Source organism: Parafrankia colletiae, assembly GCF_001854655.1.
Taxonomy (GTDB): domain Bacteria; phylum Actinomycetota; class Actinomycetes; order Frankiales; family Frankiaceae; genus Parafrankia; species Parafrankia colletiae.
In genome coordinates, this window is sequence record NZ_MBLM01000036.1 from 36,455 (window position 1) to 52,604 (window position 16,150).

Here is a 16,150-nt window from a genome sequence, read left to right on the forward strand (position 1 = left end):
ACTCACCATGTCCGAACCGGACCACACCACCGACGTCGTCGTTGTGGGATCAGGAGGCGGGCTCAGCGGCGCCGTGACCGCGGCGGCTGCCGGACTGCAGACGTTGGTGATCGAGAAACAGCCCCTGATCGGCGGTGCGACAGCCATGTCCGGCGGTGTGCTGTGGCTGCCGGACAACCCGCTCATGCGGGCCGCGAAGATCCCCGACTCGCTGGCCGACGGGCTGGCCTACTTCGACTCGGTCGTCGGTGAGCCCACCGCGGCGTCCTCCCCCGAACGCCGACAGGCCTACATCGTCGAGGGCTCCGCCATGGTCGACTTCCTGGTGGGCAGGGGGATGCGGTTCCAGCGGTGCGAGGGGTACAGCGACTACTACGCGGAGATGGCCGACGTGCGCGGCGGCTGCTCGCGTGGGCGCTCCCTCGAGCCGGTCGTGACCGACGGCAAGGAGCTGGGGCCGTGGTACGACAGGCTCATGCCCGGGATGACGGTGGGGCTCGGCATTGTCGTTCTCACCCGGGAGGCAGCCACCCTCCAGCTGGTCAGGCGCCGACCGAAGGCCATGGCGACCGCCGCGCGGGTCGGGCTGCGGACCGCCGCCGGCAGGCTCCTGCGCCAGGCGCGCCTGGCGAACGGAGGCGCGCTGGTCGCCCAGGCCCTGAAGGCCACCCTCGATGCGGGGGCGACCGTGTGGACGGGCACCGGCCTGACCGACCTGATCGTGGAGGACGGCCGGGTCGCCGGGGTCGTCGCCACCCGGGACGGCAGGACCATCCGCATCCGCGCCCGGCACGCCGTGCTGCTGAGCTCGGGTGGGTTCGCCCGCAACCCCGACATGCGCCGGCGGTACTCCAGGCAACCGAACGACGCGACGTGGACCAGCGCCAGTCCCGGGGACACCGGGGAGGCGATCGAAGCGGCCATGCGGATCGGCGCGGCGGTCGATCTCATGGACGAGGCGTGGTGGATCCCGGCCGGGATCCGGCCCGACGGCCGGCCGAGCATGCTCAACGGCGAGCGCAGCAAGCCGGGCTCGATCATCGTCGACCGCGCCGGCCGGCGGTACTTCAACGAGTCCGTGGCCTACATGGAGGCCGGGCGGCAGATGTACGCCCACAACGCCACCGGCGAGTCCATTCCGAGCTGGCTCGTCATGGACTCCCGTAACCGAAGCCGGTATCTCTTCTCGCTGCGCCTGAAAACACCCGATGAATGGCTCTCCAGCGGCTTCATGAAGAAGGCGGACACCCTGGAGGAGCTGGCCCTGCTCTGCGGCGTGGACCCGACCGGGCTGACCGGGACGGTCGCCCGTTTCAATCACTTCGCCGAACAGGGTACGGATCCGGACTTCCACCGCGGCGACGGCGCCCACGAGAGATACCAGGGTGACTACGGGAACAGGCCGAACGCCTCGCTCGCGCCCCTGAAGAAACCACCGTTCTACGCCGTCGAGGTCTATCCGAGCGATGTCGGTACCAGCGGTGGGCTGCTGTGCGACGAGTACGCGCGGGTACTCGACGCCGACCACGCCCCGATTCCCGGCCTGTACGCGGCCGGGAACTGCACCGCGTCGGTGATGGGACGGACCTATCCCGGTGCGGGAGCGAGCATCGGTGCGAGCTTCGTCTTCTCCTACATCGGCATGAAGCATGCCGCCCGGCTCGCCGCGGCAGCCGCGGACCGGGCGCAGGCATGACCGACCGGAACGGCGAACGGCAGCAGGTGGTGGTGGTGGTGCGGGTCGAGCCCGTCGGCGCCGACCTCCAGGTCGCTCCCGGTGAGACGATCATCGAGGCGGCCTGGCGGCACGGCTACCACTGGCCGACCACCTGCCACGGCCAGGCCACCTGCACGATCTGCCGGGTGGAGGTGCTCAGCGGGACGGAGCACCTCACCCCCGTCGGAGCGGACGAGCAGGACGTCCTGGCGAACCGCCTCCCCGGCGCGGCCCGGCTGGACCTCACCCGCGTACGGCTCGCCTGCCGGGCGGGGGCCACCGGCCGGGTCACCGTGCTGAAGAAGGGCGTGCGCCGGCTCACGACCGTGCACCTGCCGCCGGCGGACGAACCGCCGACCGCCGGAACGGCCGACGGCCCGCCGGAAACCGGGCGCGCGGCGAAACAGCCGTAGCCGCCACGGGCAAGAAACTGACCGATAACGCAAAGACGATCTGCTTCCCGGGCACCGATGATGAAACGGGAGCGAACAGCCCCCGAACCGAGGAAGGAAAATTGATGCCCACCCCAGAACTGATCATCGATGCGGACAGCCACATCACCGAACCACCGGACGTGTGGACCGCCCGGGTACCGCGGAAATACCGTGAGGACGTTCCGTTCGTGGTGCGGCAGGGAACGGCCGACACCTGGGTGCTGGGCGGTGAACGGCTGGCACCGGTCGGCGCGACGGCTGTCGCCGGCTGGCCGACCTTCCCACCCGACTATCCGCAGACCTACGAGGACTGCCATCCGGCGGCCTACCAGGCCGACGCCCGGCTGCGCTACATGGATGCGGCCGGAATCTGGGCACAGGTCCTCTATCCGAACGTCGGCGGATTCGGCAGCGAGAACTTCCTGAAGCTGAAGGACGACAGCCTGAAACTGCTGTGCGTCTCGGCCTACAACGACTTCCTGCTGGAATGGTCCGCGGCTGACTCGCGCCGGCTGCTGCCGGTGGTCGCCACCCCCTTCTGGGACATCCGACAGACCGTCCGGGAGATCGAGCGGTGCGCTCCGCTGGGCGCACGCGGCATCCTGTTCACCGGAGAGCCACAGCGCTACGGGCTGCCGGTGCTCGGCGCGGCGCACTGGGACCCGCTGTGGGAGGTGGCCCGCGAGACGGGGCTGCCCATCCACTTCCACATCGGYAGCGCCGGCGACACCCTCGAGCTGTCCACGCCGGAACGCTACGCGACGCACCGGGCCGAAGGCGCCCAGGCCTACACCGCGGTCAGCCTGTTCATGAAGAACGGCGTCCAGTGCTCCGATCTCATCACCTCCGGTGTGCTCTCCCGCCACCCCGAGCTGAAGTTCGTCTCGGTCGAAAGCGGAATCGGCTGGCTGCCGTTCATGCTGGAAGCCACCGACTACAGCTGGCTGGGCGCGTTCAGACCTGGCCGGGAACGCCAGAAGGGGGACGTGCTGCCGTCGGAGCTGTTCCGCCAGAGCGTCTACGTCACCTACTGGTTCGAATCCGTCGCACCGAAGCACTTCCTCGATCTCGTGCCGATCGACAACGTGATGTTCGAGACCGACTTCCCGCATGTCACCTGCCTGTTCGAGAACATCCAGGAGACCATTTCCTCCGGCCTAGGCCACATCGACGCGGGCGCCCGCCGCAAAATCCTGTGGGACAACGCCGAGAAGCTCTACCGAATCGAGAGGCCGCCGGCGTCGTGGTGGGAGACGGCCGGGCGCTGATGTCGGGGTCTTACCACCACCACCAACCGGCCGGTACACAATCCGCCCACCGGACACATGTCAAGACTTTGCCGGAGTGAGGATCTGCACTAACGTCACATCATGATCCCCACAGGAAATCCCCACCTGCATTTACCCGTCTGGAGCGCCAGGACCCGGGGCGAAGACGGAGACACTCCCGCCGTCCGGGCCGGTACCTGGGCCAAGGAGGTGGGAGACGAAGTCGTCACCGGATGGCATCTGCACGACCTGCACCAGCTGGAATACGCACTGGAAGGAATCATCCAGGTCGAGACCGCGACCGCCCGTTACCTCCTGCCTCCCCAGCAGGCCGTCTGGATTCCCGCCGGCACGTCACATTCGAGCACCTGGACGAACGTCAAGGCCGTCTCGGTCTTCTTCGACCCGGCGATGAACGTGCCGGGAGGCGACCGCGTACGCGTTCTGGCCGCCGCGCCGGTGATCCGGGAGATGGTTCTGTACGGCAAACGGTGGCCGATCACCCGGACCCGGCAGGATCCCATGGCCGATTCCTTCTTCGATACCCTCGCCTATCTCGTCGTCGAATGGCTCGAACACGAGACCCCACTGTGTCTGCCGACCVCCAGCGATTCGCTGGTGGCTGCGGCCATGGATTACACCAACGAACACCTCGCCGAGGTCACCCTGCCCAGGTTGTGTGCCGCGGTGGGCACCTCGGAACGGTCGCTGCGCCGGGCGTTCCACACCGCGACCGGAATGTCCTGGCGGCAGTACCTCCTGGAGAGCCGCCTCCTGCGGGCGATGGCCATGCTCGCGCAGGACGGCGACAAACTGAACGTGATCGACATCGCCGTCGCTGTCGGCTTCCAGAGCGTCAGCGCCTTCACCCGGGCGTTCACCCGCTACGCGGGTGAGGCGCCCAGCACCTATCGTCAGCGCGTTCGCACCCGTATCCACTGAGCTCGGACGCGCCTCGGCCGGCCCCACGAAGCTCTCGGAGTCCCCATGCACAGAATGCGATTACTCGTCGCTGCCGCCGTCTGCGCCACCGCTCTCCTCCTCGGCGCCTGCGGTGGCAGTTCCGGCCCGGCCTCCGACTCCGCCTCCCCCTCCGGGGCACCGGTGTCCGGTGGCCACGCACGGATCATCCTCATCAACGACGTACGCACCCTGGACCCGGTCGTCCTCGGCAACGCCTTCACGGTCGGCGCCCTTGTGGGCAACGCGCTGTACGGAACTCTGCTGCGAGCCGACGAGACCGGTGTGGTGCGGTCCTCGATGACCGAGTCGTTCACGACCACCGACGGCGGTGCCACGTTCACCCTGAAGCTGCGGCCCGGTCTGGTGTTCTCGGACGGCACCCCGCTGAACGCCGAGGCCGTGCGGTTCAACTGGGACCGCGCCAAGGACCCGACCACCGGCTCCACCGCGCGCGCGGAGGCCTCGTTGATCACCTCCTCGGAGGTGGTGGACGCCACGACGCTGAGCGTCAGCCTGGCGTCTCCGTCGCCGAAGTACGCCGAATCGATTCTGACCTCGACACTGAACTGGATCGCCTCGCCGGCCGCCCTGCGGGCGGGGCGGGAGGCCTTCGACGCCAGGCCGATCGGCGCGGGGCCGTTCACCCTGCGCAGCTGGACGCGCAACAGCACCCTGGAGCTGACCAGAAATCCCCGCTACTGGGACCAGCCCCGACCGTATCTGGCCAGCCTCACGCTGCGCGCGGTACCCGACGCCACGCAGCGACTGAACACGGTGGTCACCGGCGGCGCGGACCTGGCCATCGAGTCGAGCCCGGTCAACCTCGGCAAGGCCAGGGACGCCGGCCTGACCACCGCCGTGATGCCCCTGTCCGGCGGAACGCTCATCGCGCTCAACAGCCGCCGGCCACCGTTCGACGACATCCGCGCCCGGCGGGCCCTCGCCCTCGCCCTCGACATGGACGACCTGAACCTCGCGGTCTACAACGGCGCCGCGGAGCCGGCCACCACGCTGTTCACGAAGAGCTCGCCCTTCTACTCGGACACCGTGCTGCGCAGGACGGACCGGCCGGCCGCCCAGCGCCTGTTCGACGAGCTGGCCGCCGCGGGAAAACCACTTACCTTCACCTACACCAACGTCCCGACCTCGGAGAACCGGCTCACCGCGGAGAACGTCCAGGCCCAGCTCAGCAGATTCCGGAACGTGAAGGTCGAGATCCGTACGATCGAGGTCGCCGAACTCGCCGCGCTACGCACTACCCATGACTTCGACGCGGCCACCTCGACCGCCATCTTCATCGATCCCGAGCCGCGACTGGCGACCGTCTTCGCCGGAAACTCCCTGGCGAACCTGTCCGGCGTCGCCGACCCGGACCTGGACCGAGCCCTGCGGACCGGTGCGTCCGCCAGCTCCGAGGCGGACCGCCGGGCTGCCTACGGCACCGTGCAGAGGCAGCTGGCCGACCTGGTTCCGGCGGTCTTCCTCATGCGCACGACCCCCGGGGCCGTCGCGCACGCCAGGGTCTCCGGCCTGAAGCAGTACGGTCTCGGGTCTCTGCTGCCCGACCAGCTGTGGATGAACGACTGACAGCCGGGGCCGTACCGGGCACGTCCGCGCCCCGCCCTCGCGCCCCGCCCTCGCACTTCGCCCCGTACCAGCACCGCGGTCTGTGCCGGCGTCCGCGCTCCTGCCCACGTTCGCGCCGAGTGACGGTGTTTCGGCCTCCCTGCGGGAGACCGGCTCTGCACCCAGGTCGACGTGCCCTACCGCTGGTAGCCGCTGCGCAGGTCGTCGACGATGCGTGGGCGGTCGAGGGTGGAGGGGGCGAGCGTGCGGGGCGCGCGGTCGGGTGGGAAGACACCGGCGGCGGTGAGCATGGCCGGGCTGAGGAAACGGGCCGGGGCGGCCCGTGCGGAGAGGACGAGTGGTGGCGGCGTCCGGTCGGTGGTCGCCAGCACGAAGCCCCAGTCCCCGAAGCTGGGGACGTCCACGTGGTACGGCGTGGTCGCCAGGCCGGCGGCACCGACGGTGCTCACGGTGCGCCAGTAGCCGTTCGGGGTCGCGTACGGGCTGCCGGCCTGGACGGTGAGCAGGCCGCCGGGCGCGAGGACCGCCCGCACCAGGCCGTAGAACTCCTGGGAGTAGAGCCGGCCGAGCGCCGGGGTGTCCGGGTCGGGCATGTCCACGACCACGGCGTCGAACGGCTCCGGCGGCGGGCCGCGCAGCCAGCGGAAGGCGTCGGCCACCACCACCTGGACCCTGGGGTCGTCGAGCGCGCCGCGGTTGAGCCGGGCGAAGGTCGTCCGGGCGACTGTGATCACCTGTGGGTCCAGCTCGACCTGCACCACCTGGCGGACGGTGGGGTGGCGCAGCAGTTCGCGGGCGGCGAGCCCGTCGCCGCCGCCGAGGACCAGGACACGTGCCGGGTCACGGGCGAGCGCGGGGGCGACGAGCGACTCGGTGTAGCGGTGTTCGTCGGCGCTGGAGAACTGCAGGTCACCGTCGAGATAGAGGCGCAGGTCGCCGCCGCGGCGGGTCACGACGATCTCCTGGTACGCCGACCGGGTGGCAACGATGATCGGATCCGCGTACAGGCGCTGGCGGGCGTCGGTCTCGATGTCACGGGCGCGCAGCAGCAGCGTGCCGAGCAGCGTGGCGGCGGACAGGAGCGCGACGAGCGCGGTGGCGAGGGCACGCCGGGTCAGCCACCGTCGCAGCAGCAGCGCGGCGACCACGCTCGCGGCGGCCAGGTTGACCAGCCCGGTCAGTGCGGCTCCGCGGATCATGCCGGCGGCGGGGAGCAGGACGAAGGGCCAGACCAGCCCGCCGACGAGGGCACCGGCGTAGTCGGCCGCGTTGAGATCGGCGAGCAGCCGGCCGCTGCCCTGGGCGTCCATGTCCGTCCGGCCGGTCTGCAGGAGGGTGACGAGCAGTGGCAGTTCGGCGCCGACGAGCATGCCGAGCAACGCGGTGCCGAGGACGAGCACCGGCCCGCTGGTCGCGTAGAAGCTGAAGGCCACGTAGAGGGTGACGGCGCTGAGCCCGCCGAGGACGCCGAGCAGGGTCTCGACGGCGACGAAGGCGGCGGCCGCGTTACCGAGGAATGGCTTGACCAGCAGCGCACCGGCGCCGAGGGCGGCGACGAAACCGGCGACGATCAGCGACGTCTGGGTGATACCGCCGCCGGCGAGGCTGGCCGAAAGGGTGAGCAGGACCAGCTCGTACACCAGGCCGCAGGCGGCGCAGACCGCGACCGCGGCCAGCAGGAGTGGGCGGGCCCGCACGGGCAGCGGACCGGCCCCCGACTCCCCCGCTGGCGCCGCTGGCGCCGTCGGAATGTCCGCCAGGACGTCCGACCGATTGTCCGTCGGGGTGGTCCTGGGGGTGTCCACTGCCACGGGCAGCCGCGGTGTCAGGAGAGCGCGGCGGCGTTGACCGCGCCGATCGCGAGCAGGCTGGCGGCGACCGCCCACGCCGCCGGGCTGAGGGTCGGCTCGTTGACGATCGCGCGCAGGTGCCCGGGCACGACAGCGTCGAGCACGCGGAGCGCGAGCGCGTGCAGCGCGACACCGATGAGGCCGTAGACCGCCGAGTCGACGAGGCCCTGAGCCAGCGAGTCCGAGCTGGTCAGGATGGCCGTGGCGACGATGAGCGTCAGCGAGAGATGGTTCCCCACCAGCAGGACGGTGGCGTTCGGACGGCGGTCGACATAGACCTGCCGGCGCAGGCTGCCGGGCGTGAGCATGTCGAGGACCAGGAAGCCCAGCGCGAGGACGCCGGCGCCGACCAGGAAGTAGAGCAGGGTGGCGACGATGCCCTCGCCGAGGTCACCGGCGTCCAGGCTGCCGAAGGTCACGAGGCTCTCCCGGTGAGGTGCGGGGGGACGGGGGGACGCTGCTGACCGGCCGGGGGACGGCCATCCCGCCCCGGATCACTTCCCATCGCCGGGGCCGCCGTCGCTGTCGGCCGGCGAGCCGGGGGTGAACCCGCTGCCGAGGAACGCGTACTGGCCCTGGTTGAACCGGTCGTCGAGGTCCTCCACCCGGACGATGCTGCCGGCGCCGACGGCCGCCGCGCTGACGATCACGATGTCGTCGGCGTAGCGGAGGTACTCGCTGCCCTTGTCGGTGGTCCGGGCGGCCGGCGTCGCCCCGGCGGCGATGGCCGCGGCGGTCCGGCCGACCGGATCGGCGGAGGTGTAGCGCTCGATGTCGCCCTGCGCGCCGGTGCGGCGGTAGCGGTCGGCGACCCAGCCCCTGGCGTCGTTGTCGCTGCCGCAGGCGGGGAGCACCGCGACGACGAGCGCGACCGGAAGCACGACAGGGAGGCCGAACGCGCGGGCGGCACGGGCGGCATGGGCGGCATGGGCGGCATGGGCGGCGGTCATCGCGGCTCCCAGCGGCTGTGCGTGGTCACGATCTCGTGCGTGCGGGAGCCCGGGTAGAGATGCCAGGTGCGCCACTGCCAGCCGTGCGGCGTCGGCGCGCCGGTCAGGGCAGTCACCGCCCGTTCATCGCCGGGGAAGGCGGCGCACAGCCAGTCGGATCTTCCGGCCGCCCGGGCCCGCAGACTCTCCGCGAGCGTGTCGAGCTCGCGGAGATCGACGGTACGCACCTGCGCCCGCAGGGTGTAGCCGTCCTCCTCCGCCCGCGTCGGCAGCGGGCAGCCGCCGGCCGCGACGGCGTCGCAGGACACCTCTTCCGTCAACCGGCGGGTACCCGCCGAGGCACTCACCGCATGCGAGGCGCCCAGGACGGCCAAGGTCAGTCTGCCGTGCGGCGCGTGCAGCYCGACGCTGGCCAGCGATGCCGGGATCGAGGCCCCGAGCAGCAGCCCGAGGGAGGCGGCGCGGACATCACGGGGCACGACCGCCAGCTCGAGCGCGGTCACCGGACCAGGACCGCGCTGCGGTGAACCGGATAAACCGGATGGACCGGCCGGACCGGAGCGCAGCGGAGGTCGGCCACCTGGGTCCTTTCCGGCCGGGGAATTGGCTGGCAAGAACATACCGGACGTACTGTTCACTTTCCGCAGGTAAGGAAAGTCAGCCGATGTTCTTCAGCGCCTCGCGGCGGGACAGGGGTGACAGGGCGTCTCCGCGAGCGGCGACGAAGCGGCGGACCTCCGCCGGGTCCGTCCAGGCGTACTGGCGCAGCGCCCAGCCGATGGCCTTGCGGAGGAAGAAGTCCCGGTCGTCGAGGTTGGCGTCGATGCAGGCGTACAGCAGCTCGAGGTCTGTCGCCGCTTTGAAGGACAGCTGGCAGATGATCGACGCCCGCCGCCGCCACCGGTCGCCGTCGCGGCTCCAGCGCAGCATCACGGGACGGATCGCGGCGGGGTCGGCGGCGAGCAGCGGCCCGACCCGGCGGGAGGCGATCTCGTCGACGTGGTCCCACCAGGCGCCGGTCGTGATCATTTCCTCGTAGAGGTCCAGCGTCTCTGCTCGCTGGTAGGAGCGATAGGCACGGTGGCCGGTCAGGTCGACCGCCGCATACCGCTCCTCGCGGTACTCCGCACCCCGCCACAGATCCAGGACGGTCGCGGCCCAGCCGGCCTGGTCGGGCAGGGTCCGCGCGGCGAGGACGGGACGTAGCACCCGTTCCCGCACGGGCTTGGGCACGCCCCGGTACGGCATGTCGGACTTCATGTACGCCTGCATGGCCGGCGCCTTCGCCGGGTCGGCCGCGTCGGCGAGTGCTCCCCGCACCGCCGCCACCAGCCAGCCGTCGGCCTTCCCTGCGGCCATCTCGTCACGCTCCATGGACGGCATGGTGCCCGCCACCACCGACAGTCTTCCGCCTCCCTGCCCGAACCGCTCCGGACCGCCTCCGCCCCGCGCGCGGTGCCTCGCCCACGAGGCGCTGGGTATGGGGGACATGTGGGTCGACGCCTGGTGCCGGATGCGCAGTGGTGCCGCCGTCCGCGCCGTGCGCCGCCGGGGCGGTGCGCCCGCTCGGCCGCGACGCTCGGACCACTCGTGATCATTCTCGTGGTGTGCGTCGTCGATGCCGTGGGCGGACCCGACTTCGTCATCATCGCCCTGGTCATGGGAGCTCCGCTGCTGGCCGCCAGCTTCGCCGGTCCGCGGCTGACCGGGATCTACGCCGTCGCCGCCCTGGCTGGAGCGGGTGCGCTGGCAGTCTCGGACGGGGTGACGGACCCGGGGGCGGGCGGCGGGCCGAGCGCCAGGCTCATCCGACTCGTCGGCATCGCGCTCGCGGGGGTCGTCGCGGTCGGCGTCAGTCGGGCCCGGCAGGCCCGCAACCGCCGGATGACCGAGCTTGTGCGGGTCGCGGAGGTCGCCCAGCGCGCGATTCTCGGCACCGTCCCCGAGACCATGCACGGCCTGCGGTTCGCGGCCGCCTACCGGAGCGCGGCGGTGGAGGCGCGGGTCGGCGGAGACCTGTACGAGGTGGTGGACGGCCCGTGGGGGGTGCGGCTGATCGTGGGGGACGTACGGGGCAAGGGCCTGGGGGCGGTCCGGCTCACCAGTCGTGTGTTGGGCACCTTCCGCGCGCTGGCCGGGCGGCTGGACGACCCCGGTTCCCTGATCGTGGCCCTGGACCGCGAGGTTGCGGGGTTCGAGGGCGACGAGCCGGACTCCGGCATGGCGGACTTCGTCACGGCGGTCGTCGCCCAGGTCGACGAGGCCGGGTGGATGCAGCTGTTCAACGCCGGCCATCCCGATCCGCTGCGGGTGCGCCGGGGCCGGGTGGAAGCCCTGTGTCCTCCCGCCCGGGATCTCCCCCTGGGCCTGGGCTGCTGCCCGGACCCGACCCGGGTGCAGCTCGGCCAGTCCGACCGGGTGCTGTTCTACACCGACGGCCTCGCCGAGGCCCGCCACCCGGCGACCCGGCAGTTCTTCCCGCTCCGCCCGGCGGTGCAGGCTGCGTTCGCCGCCGGCAGGGAGCTGCCCGAGTCGCTGGCGGTCCTGGTCGACGCACTCGCGGACTGGACCGAGGGTTCCCTCGACGACGATGTCGCGATGGTGGCCGTGGAGCGTGTCGGCCAGGTCGGCCAACTGGGCCAGGTCGGCCAGGTCGGCCGCGGCGGCCTGGGCGGGTCACGGGGTGAGACGCGGGGCGTGCCAGATTCGGAGGCGGTCGTCGAGGTCGTCCAGGGCGGCGTGCCAGCCGACGTAGCCGCGGGCCTCGCCGACGAAGCGCCGGGCCCGCCCGGCGATGACGGAGCTCGGCCGGTCGCGGGAGATGGTGAGGGCCTCGTCGACGAGGTCGATCGCATGGTCCAGATCGCTGCGCCTGGCGGCGGCGGTGGCCGCCGCGATCCGGGCCATGGACCGCAGGCCGGTGACGCCCGCCAGGTCGAGATGGTGGATGGCCGCGTCGGTGTAGACACTCGCCGCCCCCGACATCCCGAGCTCGACGTAGGCGGCTGCTGACAGCTCGGAGAGGGTCAGCACGTGCAGTGTGTCGATCGAGAAGCCAGGCTCGCCGTGCTGGTCCGCGGTCAGCGAACCGACGATGTTCCAGGCCCGGCCGACGGCTTCGTGGACTCCCCAGCGGGCACCGAGTGCACCGTGGGCGCGTGCCTCGATGGCGGCCGCCCGCGCCGCCGAGGGGGTCCCGGGGCCGACGAGTGCGCGCCCGGCGGCGGCGAGCTCGACCGCGTCCGCCGGACGTCCGGCCTTGCGGGCCAGGGACGACTGCCACAGCCGGATCCAGCACATCAGCGTCGCGTCGCCGGCCTCGGCGGCGTGCTGGTAGGCCTCACCGAACGCGGCCGCGGCACCGGTGGTGTCCCCGGTGTCGTGGCGGGTCGTGGCCCACAGGGCCGCGAGCCGGCCGACCACCTGGTGCAGCCGCAGCCGGGTGGCGGGCGGCAGGGAGTCCCGTGCCAGCAGGGAGCGCACCACGGGCAGGTGGCGCCGCAGCCGGGCGGCGGTGACGGCGATCGGGGTGCGCTCGTAGTCGGCGGTGATCCGCGCCACCCGGTCGTCGAGGTGGCCGAGAAGGTCCGGTGACGGGCTCACCGCGCCGCCGCCCGGGCCTGGCAGCTCACCCGCGCCGAGAAGGTCGAGGGGGAGCAGGGCACCGGCGGCCAGCAGCCGCCGCCGGGAACTGGCATCCATGCCTGGTGTCCTCCGCGTGGCACAGCGGAGGGTGGCAGCTGCCTTCGAGGTGGCGCCGTCGACCGGCCCCGTACTCCGCGCATGTCCCGAATCCTGGGGCCACCGGGACGGCTCCGTCACCCTCCGATGCCACTGCCGGACACGAGCCGGCGACGGTTTCCGCGGGCAGGGGTGTCCGTTCACCCCGCCCGCGGCCCGTTTTCCACCACGCAAACACAACCAGTGCGCAATGTGCGGGCTACACCGTTGCGGGTGGGAGGAGCTGGCGGGCTACTCGCCCGCGGTGACGAGGTGCGCCACGTGGTGGGTGTCGTTGAAGCCGCGCAGCACCGCGGGGCCGTCGGAGTACCAGTCGACCGTGGTGATCGACACCAGGTCGAGGTGCAGGCGGTAGAGGACGGCCGGCTCCGCGGCGAGCGCCAGCTGGGTGAGGGCCTTGATCGGCGTGACGTGCGAGACGATCAGAACCCGCCCGGCGGGGTACCGGGCCAGGATGCGGTTYCGGGCGGCGGTGACCCGGGCGACGGTGCCCAGCAGGCTCTCACCTCCCGGCGGGGGAACCGCCGGGTCGGCCAGCCAGGCGTTGAGCTCGTCCGGGAAGCGCTCCCGGACCTCGGCGAAGGTGAGACCCTCCCAGACGCCGAAGTCGGCCTCCCGCAGGTCCTCGTCGATGAGATAGTCGCGGCCGAGTGCGTCGGCGGTCTGCCGGGCGCGCTTGAGCGGCGAGCTGATGACCGCGTCGAACGGCTCGTCGCGCAGCCGGTCGGCGGCGGCCGCCACCTGGTGCAGGCCGGTGTCGGTGAGGGCCGCCTCGACGTTGCCGCTGAACCGCTTCTCCACCGACATCGGGGTCTGGCCGTGGCGGAGCAGGACGGTCGTGGTCGGCGGCGCGGGCGGAGCCATCCAGCCGGACAGCCGGTTGGTGGTCGGTGCCTGGTGGGGCACCGGATCCGGCGACTGCGGGATGCTGGGCTCCCAGGTGCGGCCGGCGGCGGCCGCATCCATGGCCTCGTTCGCCAGCCGGTCGGCGTGCCCGTTGCGGGCCCGCGGCACCCAGACGAACCGGACCCGGCCGAACCGCGACGCGAGCCCGGACGCCTCCGCGGCCAGCGGCCGCATCGACGGGTGCTTCACCTTCCAGCGCCCGCTCATCTGCTCGACGACGAGCTTCGAGTCCATCCGGACCTCGACGTCGGCACCGGGGTCGACGTCCGCCGCGGCGCGCAGGCCGGCGAGCAGGCCCTCGTACTCGGCGACGTTGTTCGTGGCCGTGCCGATCGAGCCGGCGCGCTCCGCGAGCACCTCGCCGGAGCCGGCGTCCCGGACGAGCGCGCCGTACCCGGCAGGCCCGGGATTACCCCGGGAGCCTCCGTCAGCCTCGACGACCAGTCTGCGCCCAGCGCTCATGCCGCCACTCCCCTCGCTCGTCCGGCCCGCAGAGGTACCCGCCTCCGCGGGGGGGATGCGTGACTTTACCGGCCGTTCGGCGGTGTGGACAGCGGGCGGGTGTGGCCCACGGTCACAGGCCGGATTCGGCCGTCCGGACCAGGATGCGGCGGCACTCCTCGCAGCGCACCACCTCGTCGGCGGGCGCGGCCGCGACCGCGCGCAGGTCGCCACCGGAGAGCTCCAGATGGCACCCCTGGCAACGGCGCCGGACCAGCGACGCGGCGCCCACCCCGCCAGAGGAGCCGCGGATCCGCTCGTACAGGACGACCAGCGGCTCGGGCAGGGCCGGCGCCAGCGACTCCCGCTCGGTGCGCCGCTTCACCGCCTCGGCGTCGATCTCGCCGAACTGCTCGTCCCGGCGCTCCTCAGCTGCCTGCCGCTCGCCGGTGATCTTCTCCTGATCGCCGACGAGGCCGGCCAGGCGGGTCTCCAGCGCGTCCAYGGCCTCCATACGCTCCAGGGCGTCGTCCTCAAGCACACCCTGGCGGCGGGCCAGCGACGCCAGCTCGGCCTGCAGGTTCTCCAGCTCACGCGGGTTGCCGACCTGACCGGACTCGAGCCGGGCGCGGTCGCGCTCGGCGCGGGAGCGGACCAGCTCGATCTCGTTCTCCAGCTTCTGCTGGGCACGGGCGATGTCGGCGATCTCCGTCCGTACCCGGACGATGTCCGTGTCGAGACTCTCCAGGGCCGCCGACCGCTCGGCGATCGTGGCGAGCTCCGGGAGGGAGCGCCGCCGCGCGGCGAGCCGGTCAAGCGCCGTGTCCAGCGCCTGGAGGTCGAGGAGGCGAAGCTGTGTTGCCGGGTCAGCCTTCATGGACTCCGTGCCTAGAGCCTTTCTTCTGTACGCGCGCCGGGCGCGTGGGGCGGATCGGACGGGCGCGCGGCGTACTCCGCGTCGACGTACTCCGCGTCGGCACCCGGGCTGGTCGTGGTGGCGCTCACGTGCAGGCGCCAGGGGTCTGTGACATGGGTCGACACCAGGGTGTTCACGGTACGTCCCCGGGCGGCGAGGCCCGCGCGCAGCCGGTCGGCGGCGCCGGCCAGCCAGGGCCACTCGCTGGCCCAGTGGGCGACGTCGACGATGACCAGCCGATGGTCCGCGACAGCGTCCAGGGTGTGGTGGTGCCGGCCGTCCGCGGTGAGCAGGACGTCCGCCCCGGCCGCCGCGGCTGCGCCGGCGAGCTCGCCACCCGACCCGCCGCAGACAGCGACCCGGCGCACCGGGATGTCGGGGCCGCCGGTGGCGCGTACCCCGCCCGCGGTCGCCGGCAGCGCCCGCGCCACCCGCTCGCAGAACGCCGACAGTGGTTCGGGCGCCGGCAGGACACCTATCCGCCCGAGCCCGCGGCATTCGGTGCCGGCGTCGGTGCGGCCCCGGGCCCGGGCCTCGGCCCGCCCGACGTTCTGCGGCAGCGGCCGCACCTCCCGCAGGCCGATCGCCGCCGCCAGGGCGTCGCTGACCCCCGGGTCGGCCACGTCCGCGTTCGTGTGCGCGGTGAACAGCGCCACCCCGGCGCGGACCAGCGTGCCCACGACCCGCCCGCCGGCCGCCGTCTCGGCGACGGAGTGGGCCCCGCGCAGGAAGAGCGGGTGGTGGGTCACCAGCAACTGGGCCCCGGCCGCGGCCTCGGCGGCGACGTCGGGGGTCGGGTCGACCGCGAACAGCACGTCGCGCACGGGGGTGTCCGGGTCGCCGACCGACAGGCCCACCGCGTCCCACGACTCCGCCCACGCAGGCGGGTAGCAGGCTTCGAGCACGGAGACGCAGTCACGGACCGTCGCCACAAGGGAGGTCATCCCCGCGACCTTACCCGGGCGGCCGGTCGGCGGTGTCGACCGGTGACCACACCGCTGCCCTCGGACGAGGCGCCGTCACTTCGTCCTGACCTGACCCGTAACGTCACCCCTGGCGTAGGACGTCCGCACGGGGTTACCACCCCGACGAGAAGGGGTTCGGAGCATGGCTGACGTATCGGTGCGGTTTCAGATCGCCGGGGATTCGGAGATCGTCCTGAACCTGGCGACGCCGCAGGCCGTCCGGCTTGTCGAGGCACTGATGGGCAAGGTCGCCGATGCCATGGCGGCACCGGAGCGGCTCGCTGTCGGCACCTCGTGGCAGCAGGGGACGCCCGCCCCGCCCGCGCCGCCGACCTTCAACCCGGGCCAGCAGCTGCCGCGGTAGCGCCCCGGCCAACGTCACAGACACAACGGACACCGCCGACAGAGCGGA

The 16,150-nt window shown here is 72.3% G+C and carries 15 protein-coding genes and 1 pseudogene; 7 read left to right on the top strand and 9 right to left on the bottom strand.

Annotated features, from left to right (window positions below; translation table 11 throughout):
• The first annotated feature begins 7 nt into the window (after positions 1 to 7).
• From CC117_RS05870 to CC117_RS05890, 5 genes are all read left to right on the top strand, one after another.
• Entirely contained in the window at positions 8 to 1,696 is a 1,689-nt protein-coding gene (locus CC117_RS05870) for an FAD-dependent oxidoreductase (protein ID WP_071082728.1), read from the top strand.
• Complete coding sequence (locus CC117_RS05875) at positions 1,693 to 2,130, top strand: 2Fe-2S iron-sulfur cluster-binding protein (protein WP_084131611.1); 438 nt, start codon at positions 1,693 to 1,695, stop codon at positions 2,128 to 2,130. Before CC117_RS05870 ends, CC117_RS05875 begins: the two co-directional genes overlap by 4 nt.
• A gap of 104 nt (positions 2,131 to 2,234) precedes the next feature.
• Positions 2,235 to 3,419 carry an amidohydrolase family protein gene (locus tag CC117_RS05880; RefSeq protein WP_071082729.1) on the top strand — a complete coding sequence of 395 codons (1,185 nt, stop codon included), beginning with the start codon at positions 2,235 to 2,237 and terminating at the stop codon, positions 3,417 to 3,419.
• Positions 3,420 to 3,629: 210 nt separating this feature from the next.
• The gene (locus tag CC117_RS05885) at positions 3,630 to 4,361 is read left to right on the top strand and encodes an AraC family transcriptional regulator (RefSeq protein ID WP_071082730.1); all 732 of its coding nucleotides are present in this window, start codon (positions 3,630 to 3,632) and stop codon (positions 4,359 to 4,361) included.
• Positions 4,362 to 4,415: 54 nt separating this feature from the next.
• Positions 4,416 to 5,969 carry an ABC transporter substrate-binding protein gene (locus tag CC117_RS05890; protein ID WP_084131613.1) on the top strand — a complete coding sequence of 518 codons (1,554 nt, stop codon included), beginning with the start codon at positions 4,416 to 4,418 and terminating at the stop codon, positions 5,967 to 5,969.
• A gap of 176 nt (positions 5,970 to 6,145) precedes the next feature.
• Here the strand turns inward: CC117_RS05890 and CC117_RS05895 are convergent, their stop codons facing one another.
• The 5 genes from CC117_RS05895 to CC117_RS05915 all read right to left on the bottom strand — a co-directional run bounded on the left by CC117_RS05895 (position 6,146) and on the right by CC117_RS05915 (position 10,143).
• On the bottom strand, positions 6,146 to 7,720 hold the full coding sequence (locus CC117_RS05895) for a polyamine aminopropyltransferase (protein WP_071082860.1): 1,575 nt from the start codon (positions 7,718 to 7,720) through the stop codon (positions 6,146 to 6,148).
• A 74-nt stretch (positions 7,721 to 7,794) separates the two neighbouring features.
• Positions 7,795 to 8,238 (bottom strand): DUF350 domain-containing protein, encoded by a 444-nt coding sequence (locus CC117_RS05900; RefSeq protein WP_071082731.1) that lies wholly within the window; start codon positions 8,236 to 8,238, stop codon positions 7,795 to 7,797.
• Between the two features lie 75 nt (positions 8,239 to 8,313).
• Entirely contained in the window at positions 8,314 to 8,769 is a 456-nt protein-coding gene (locus tag CC117_RS05905) for a DUF4247 domain-containing protein (RefSeq protein WP_084131615.1), read from the bottom strand.
• Positions 8,766 to 9,272, bottom strand: a complete 507-nt coding sequence (locus CC117_RS05910; protein WP_071082732.1) for a DUF2617 family protein — start codon at positions 9,270 to 9,272, stop codon at positions 8,766 to 8,768. Before CC117_RS05910 ends, CC117_RS05905 begins: the two co-directional genes overlap by 4 nt.
• 154 nt (positions 9,273 to 9,426) lie before the next feature.
• Entirely contained in the window at positions 9,427 to 10,143 is a 717-nt protein-coding gene (locus CC117_RS05915) for a DNA alkylation repair protein (protein WP_407673481.1), read from the bottom strand.
• 576 nt (positions 10,144 to 10,719) lie between these two features.
• Between CC117_RS05915 and CC117_RS40040 the strand changes: the two are divergent.
• Positions 10,720 to 11,373 (top strand): annotated as a pseudogene (locus CC117_RS40040) (PP2C family protein-serine/threonine phosphatase); the annotation flags it as partial.
• 72 nt (positions 11,374 to 11,445) lie between these two features.
• On the opposite strand, the gene CC117_RS40045 reads toward CC117_RS40040, so the two are convergent.
• From CC117_RS40045 to CC117_RS05935, 4 genes are all read right to left on the bottom strand, one after another.
• The gene (locus CC117_RS40045; protein ID WP_071082733.1) at positions 11,446 to 12,471 is read right to left on the bottom strand and encodes a hypothetical protein; all 1,026 of its coding nucleotides are present in this window, start codon (positions 12,469 to 12,471) and stop codon (positions 11,446 to 11,448) included.
• 270 nt (positions 12,472 to 12,741) lie between these two features.
• Complete coding sequence (locus CC117_RS05925) at positions 12,742 to 13,878, bottom strand: bifunctional RNase H/acid phosphatase (protein ID WP_071082734.1); 1,137 nt, start codon at positions 13,876 to 13,878, stop codon at positions 12,742 to 12,744.
• Between the two features lie 112 nt (positions 13,879 to 13,990).
• Entirely contained in the window at positions 13,991 to 14,734 is a 744-nt protein-coding gene (locus tag CC117_RS05930) for a zinc ribbon domain-containing protein (RefSeq protein ID WP_071082735.1), read from the bottom strand.
• Positions 14,735 to 14,745: 11 nt separating this feature from the next.
• Positions 14,746 to 15,717 (bottom strand): Nif3-like dinuclear metal center hexameric protein, encoded by a 972-nt coding sequence (locus CC117_RS05935; RefSeq protein WP_071082736.1) that lies wholly within the window; start codon positions 15,715 to 15,717, stop codon positions 14,746 to 14,748.
• 163 nt (positions 15,718 to 15,880) lie between these two features.
• Between CC117_RS05935 and CC117_RS05940 the strand changes: the two genes are divergently transcribed.
• A complete protein-coding gene (locus CC117_RS05940) occupies positions 15,881 to 16,102 on the top strand; it encodes a hypothetical protein (RefSeq protein ID WP_018635054.1) in 222 nt (73 codons plus the stop codon).
• Positions 16,103 to 16,150: the final 48 nt, after the last annotated feature.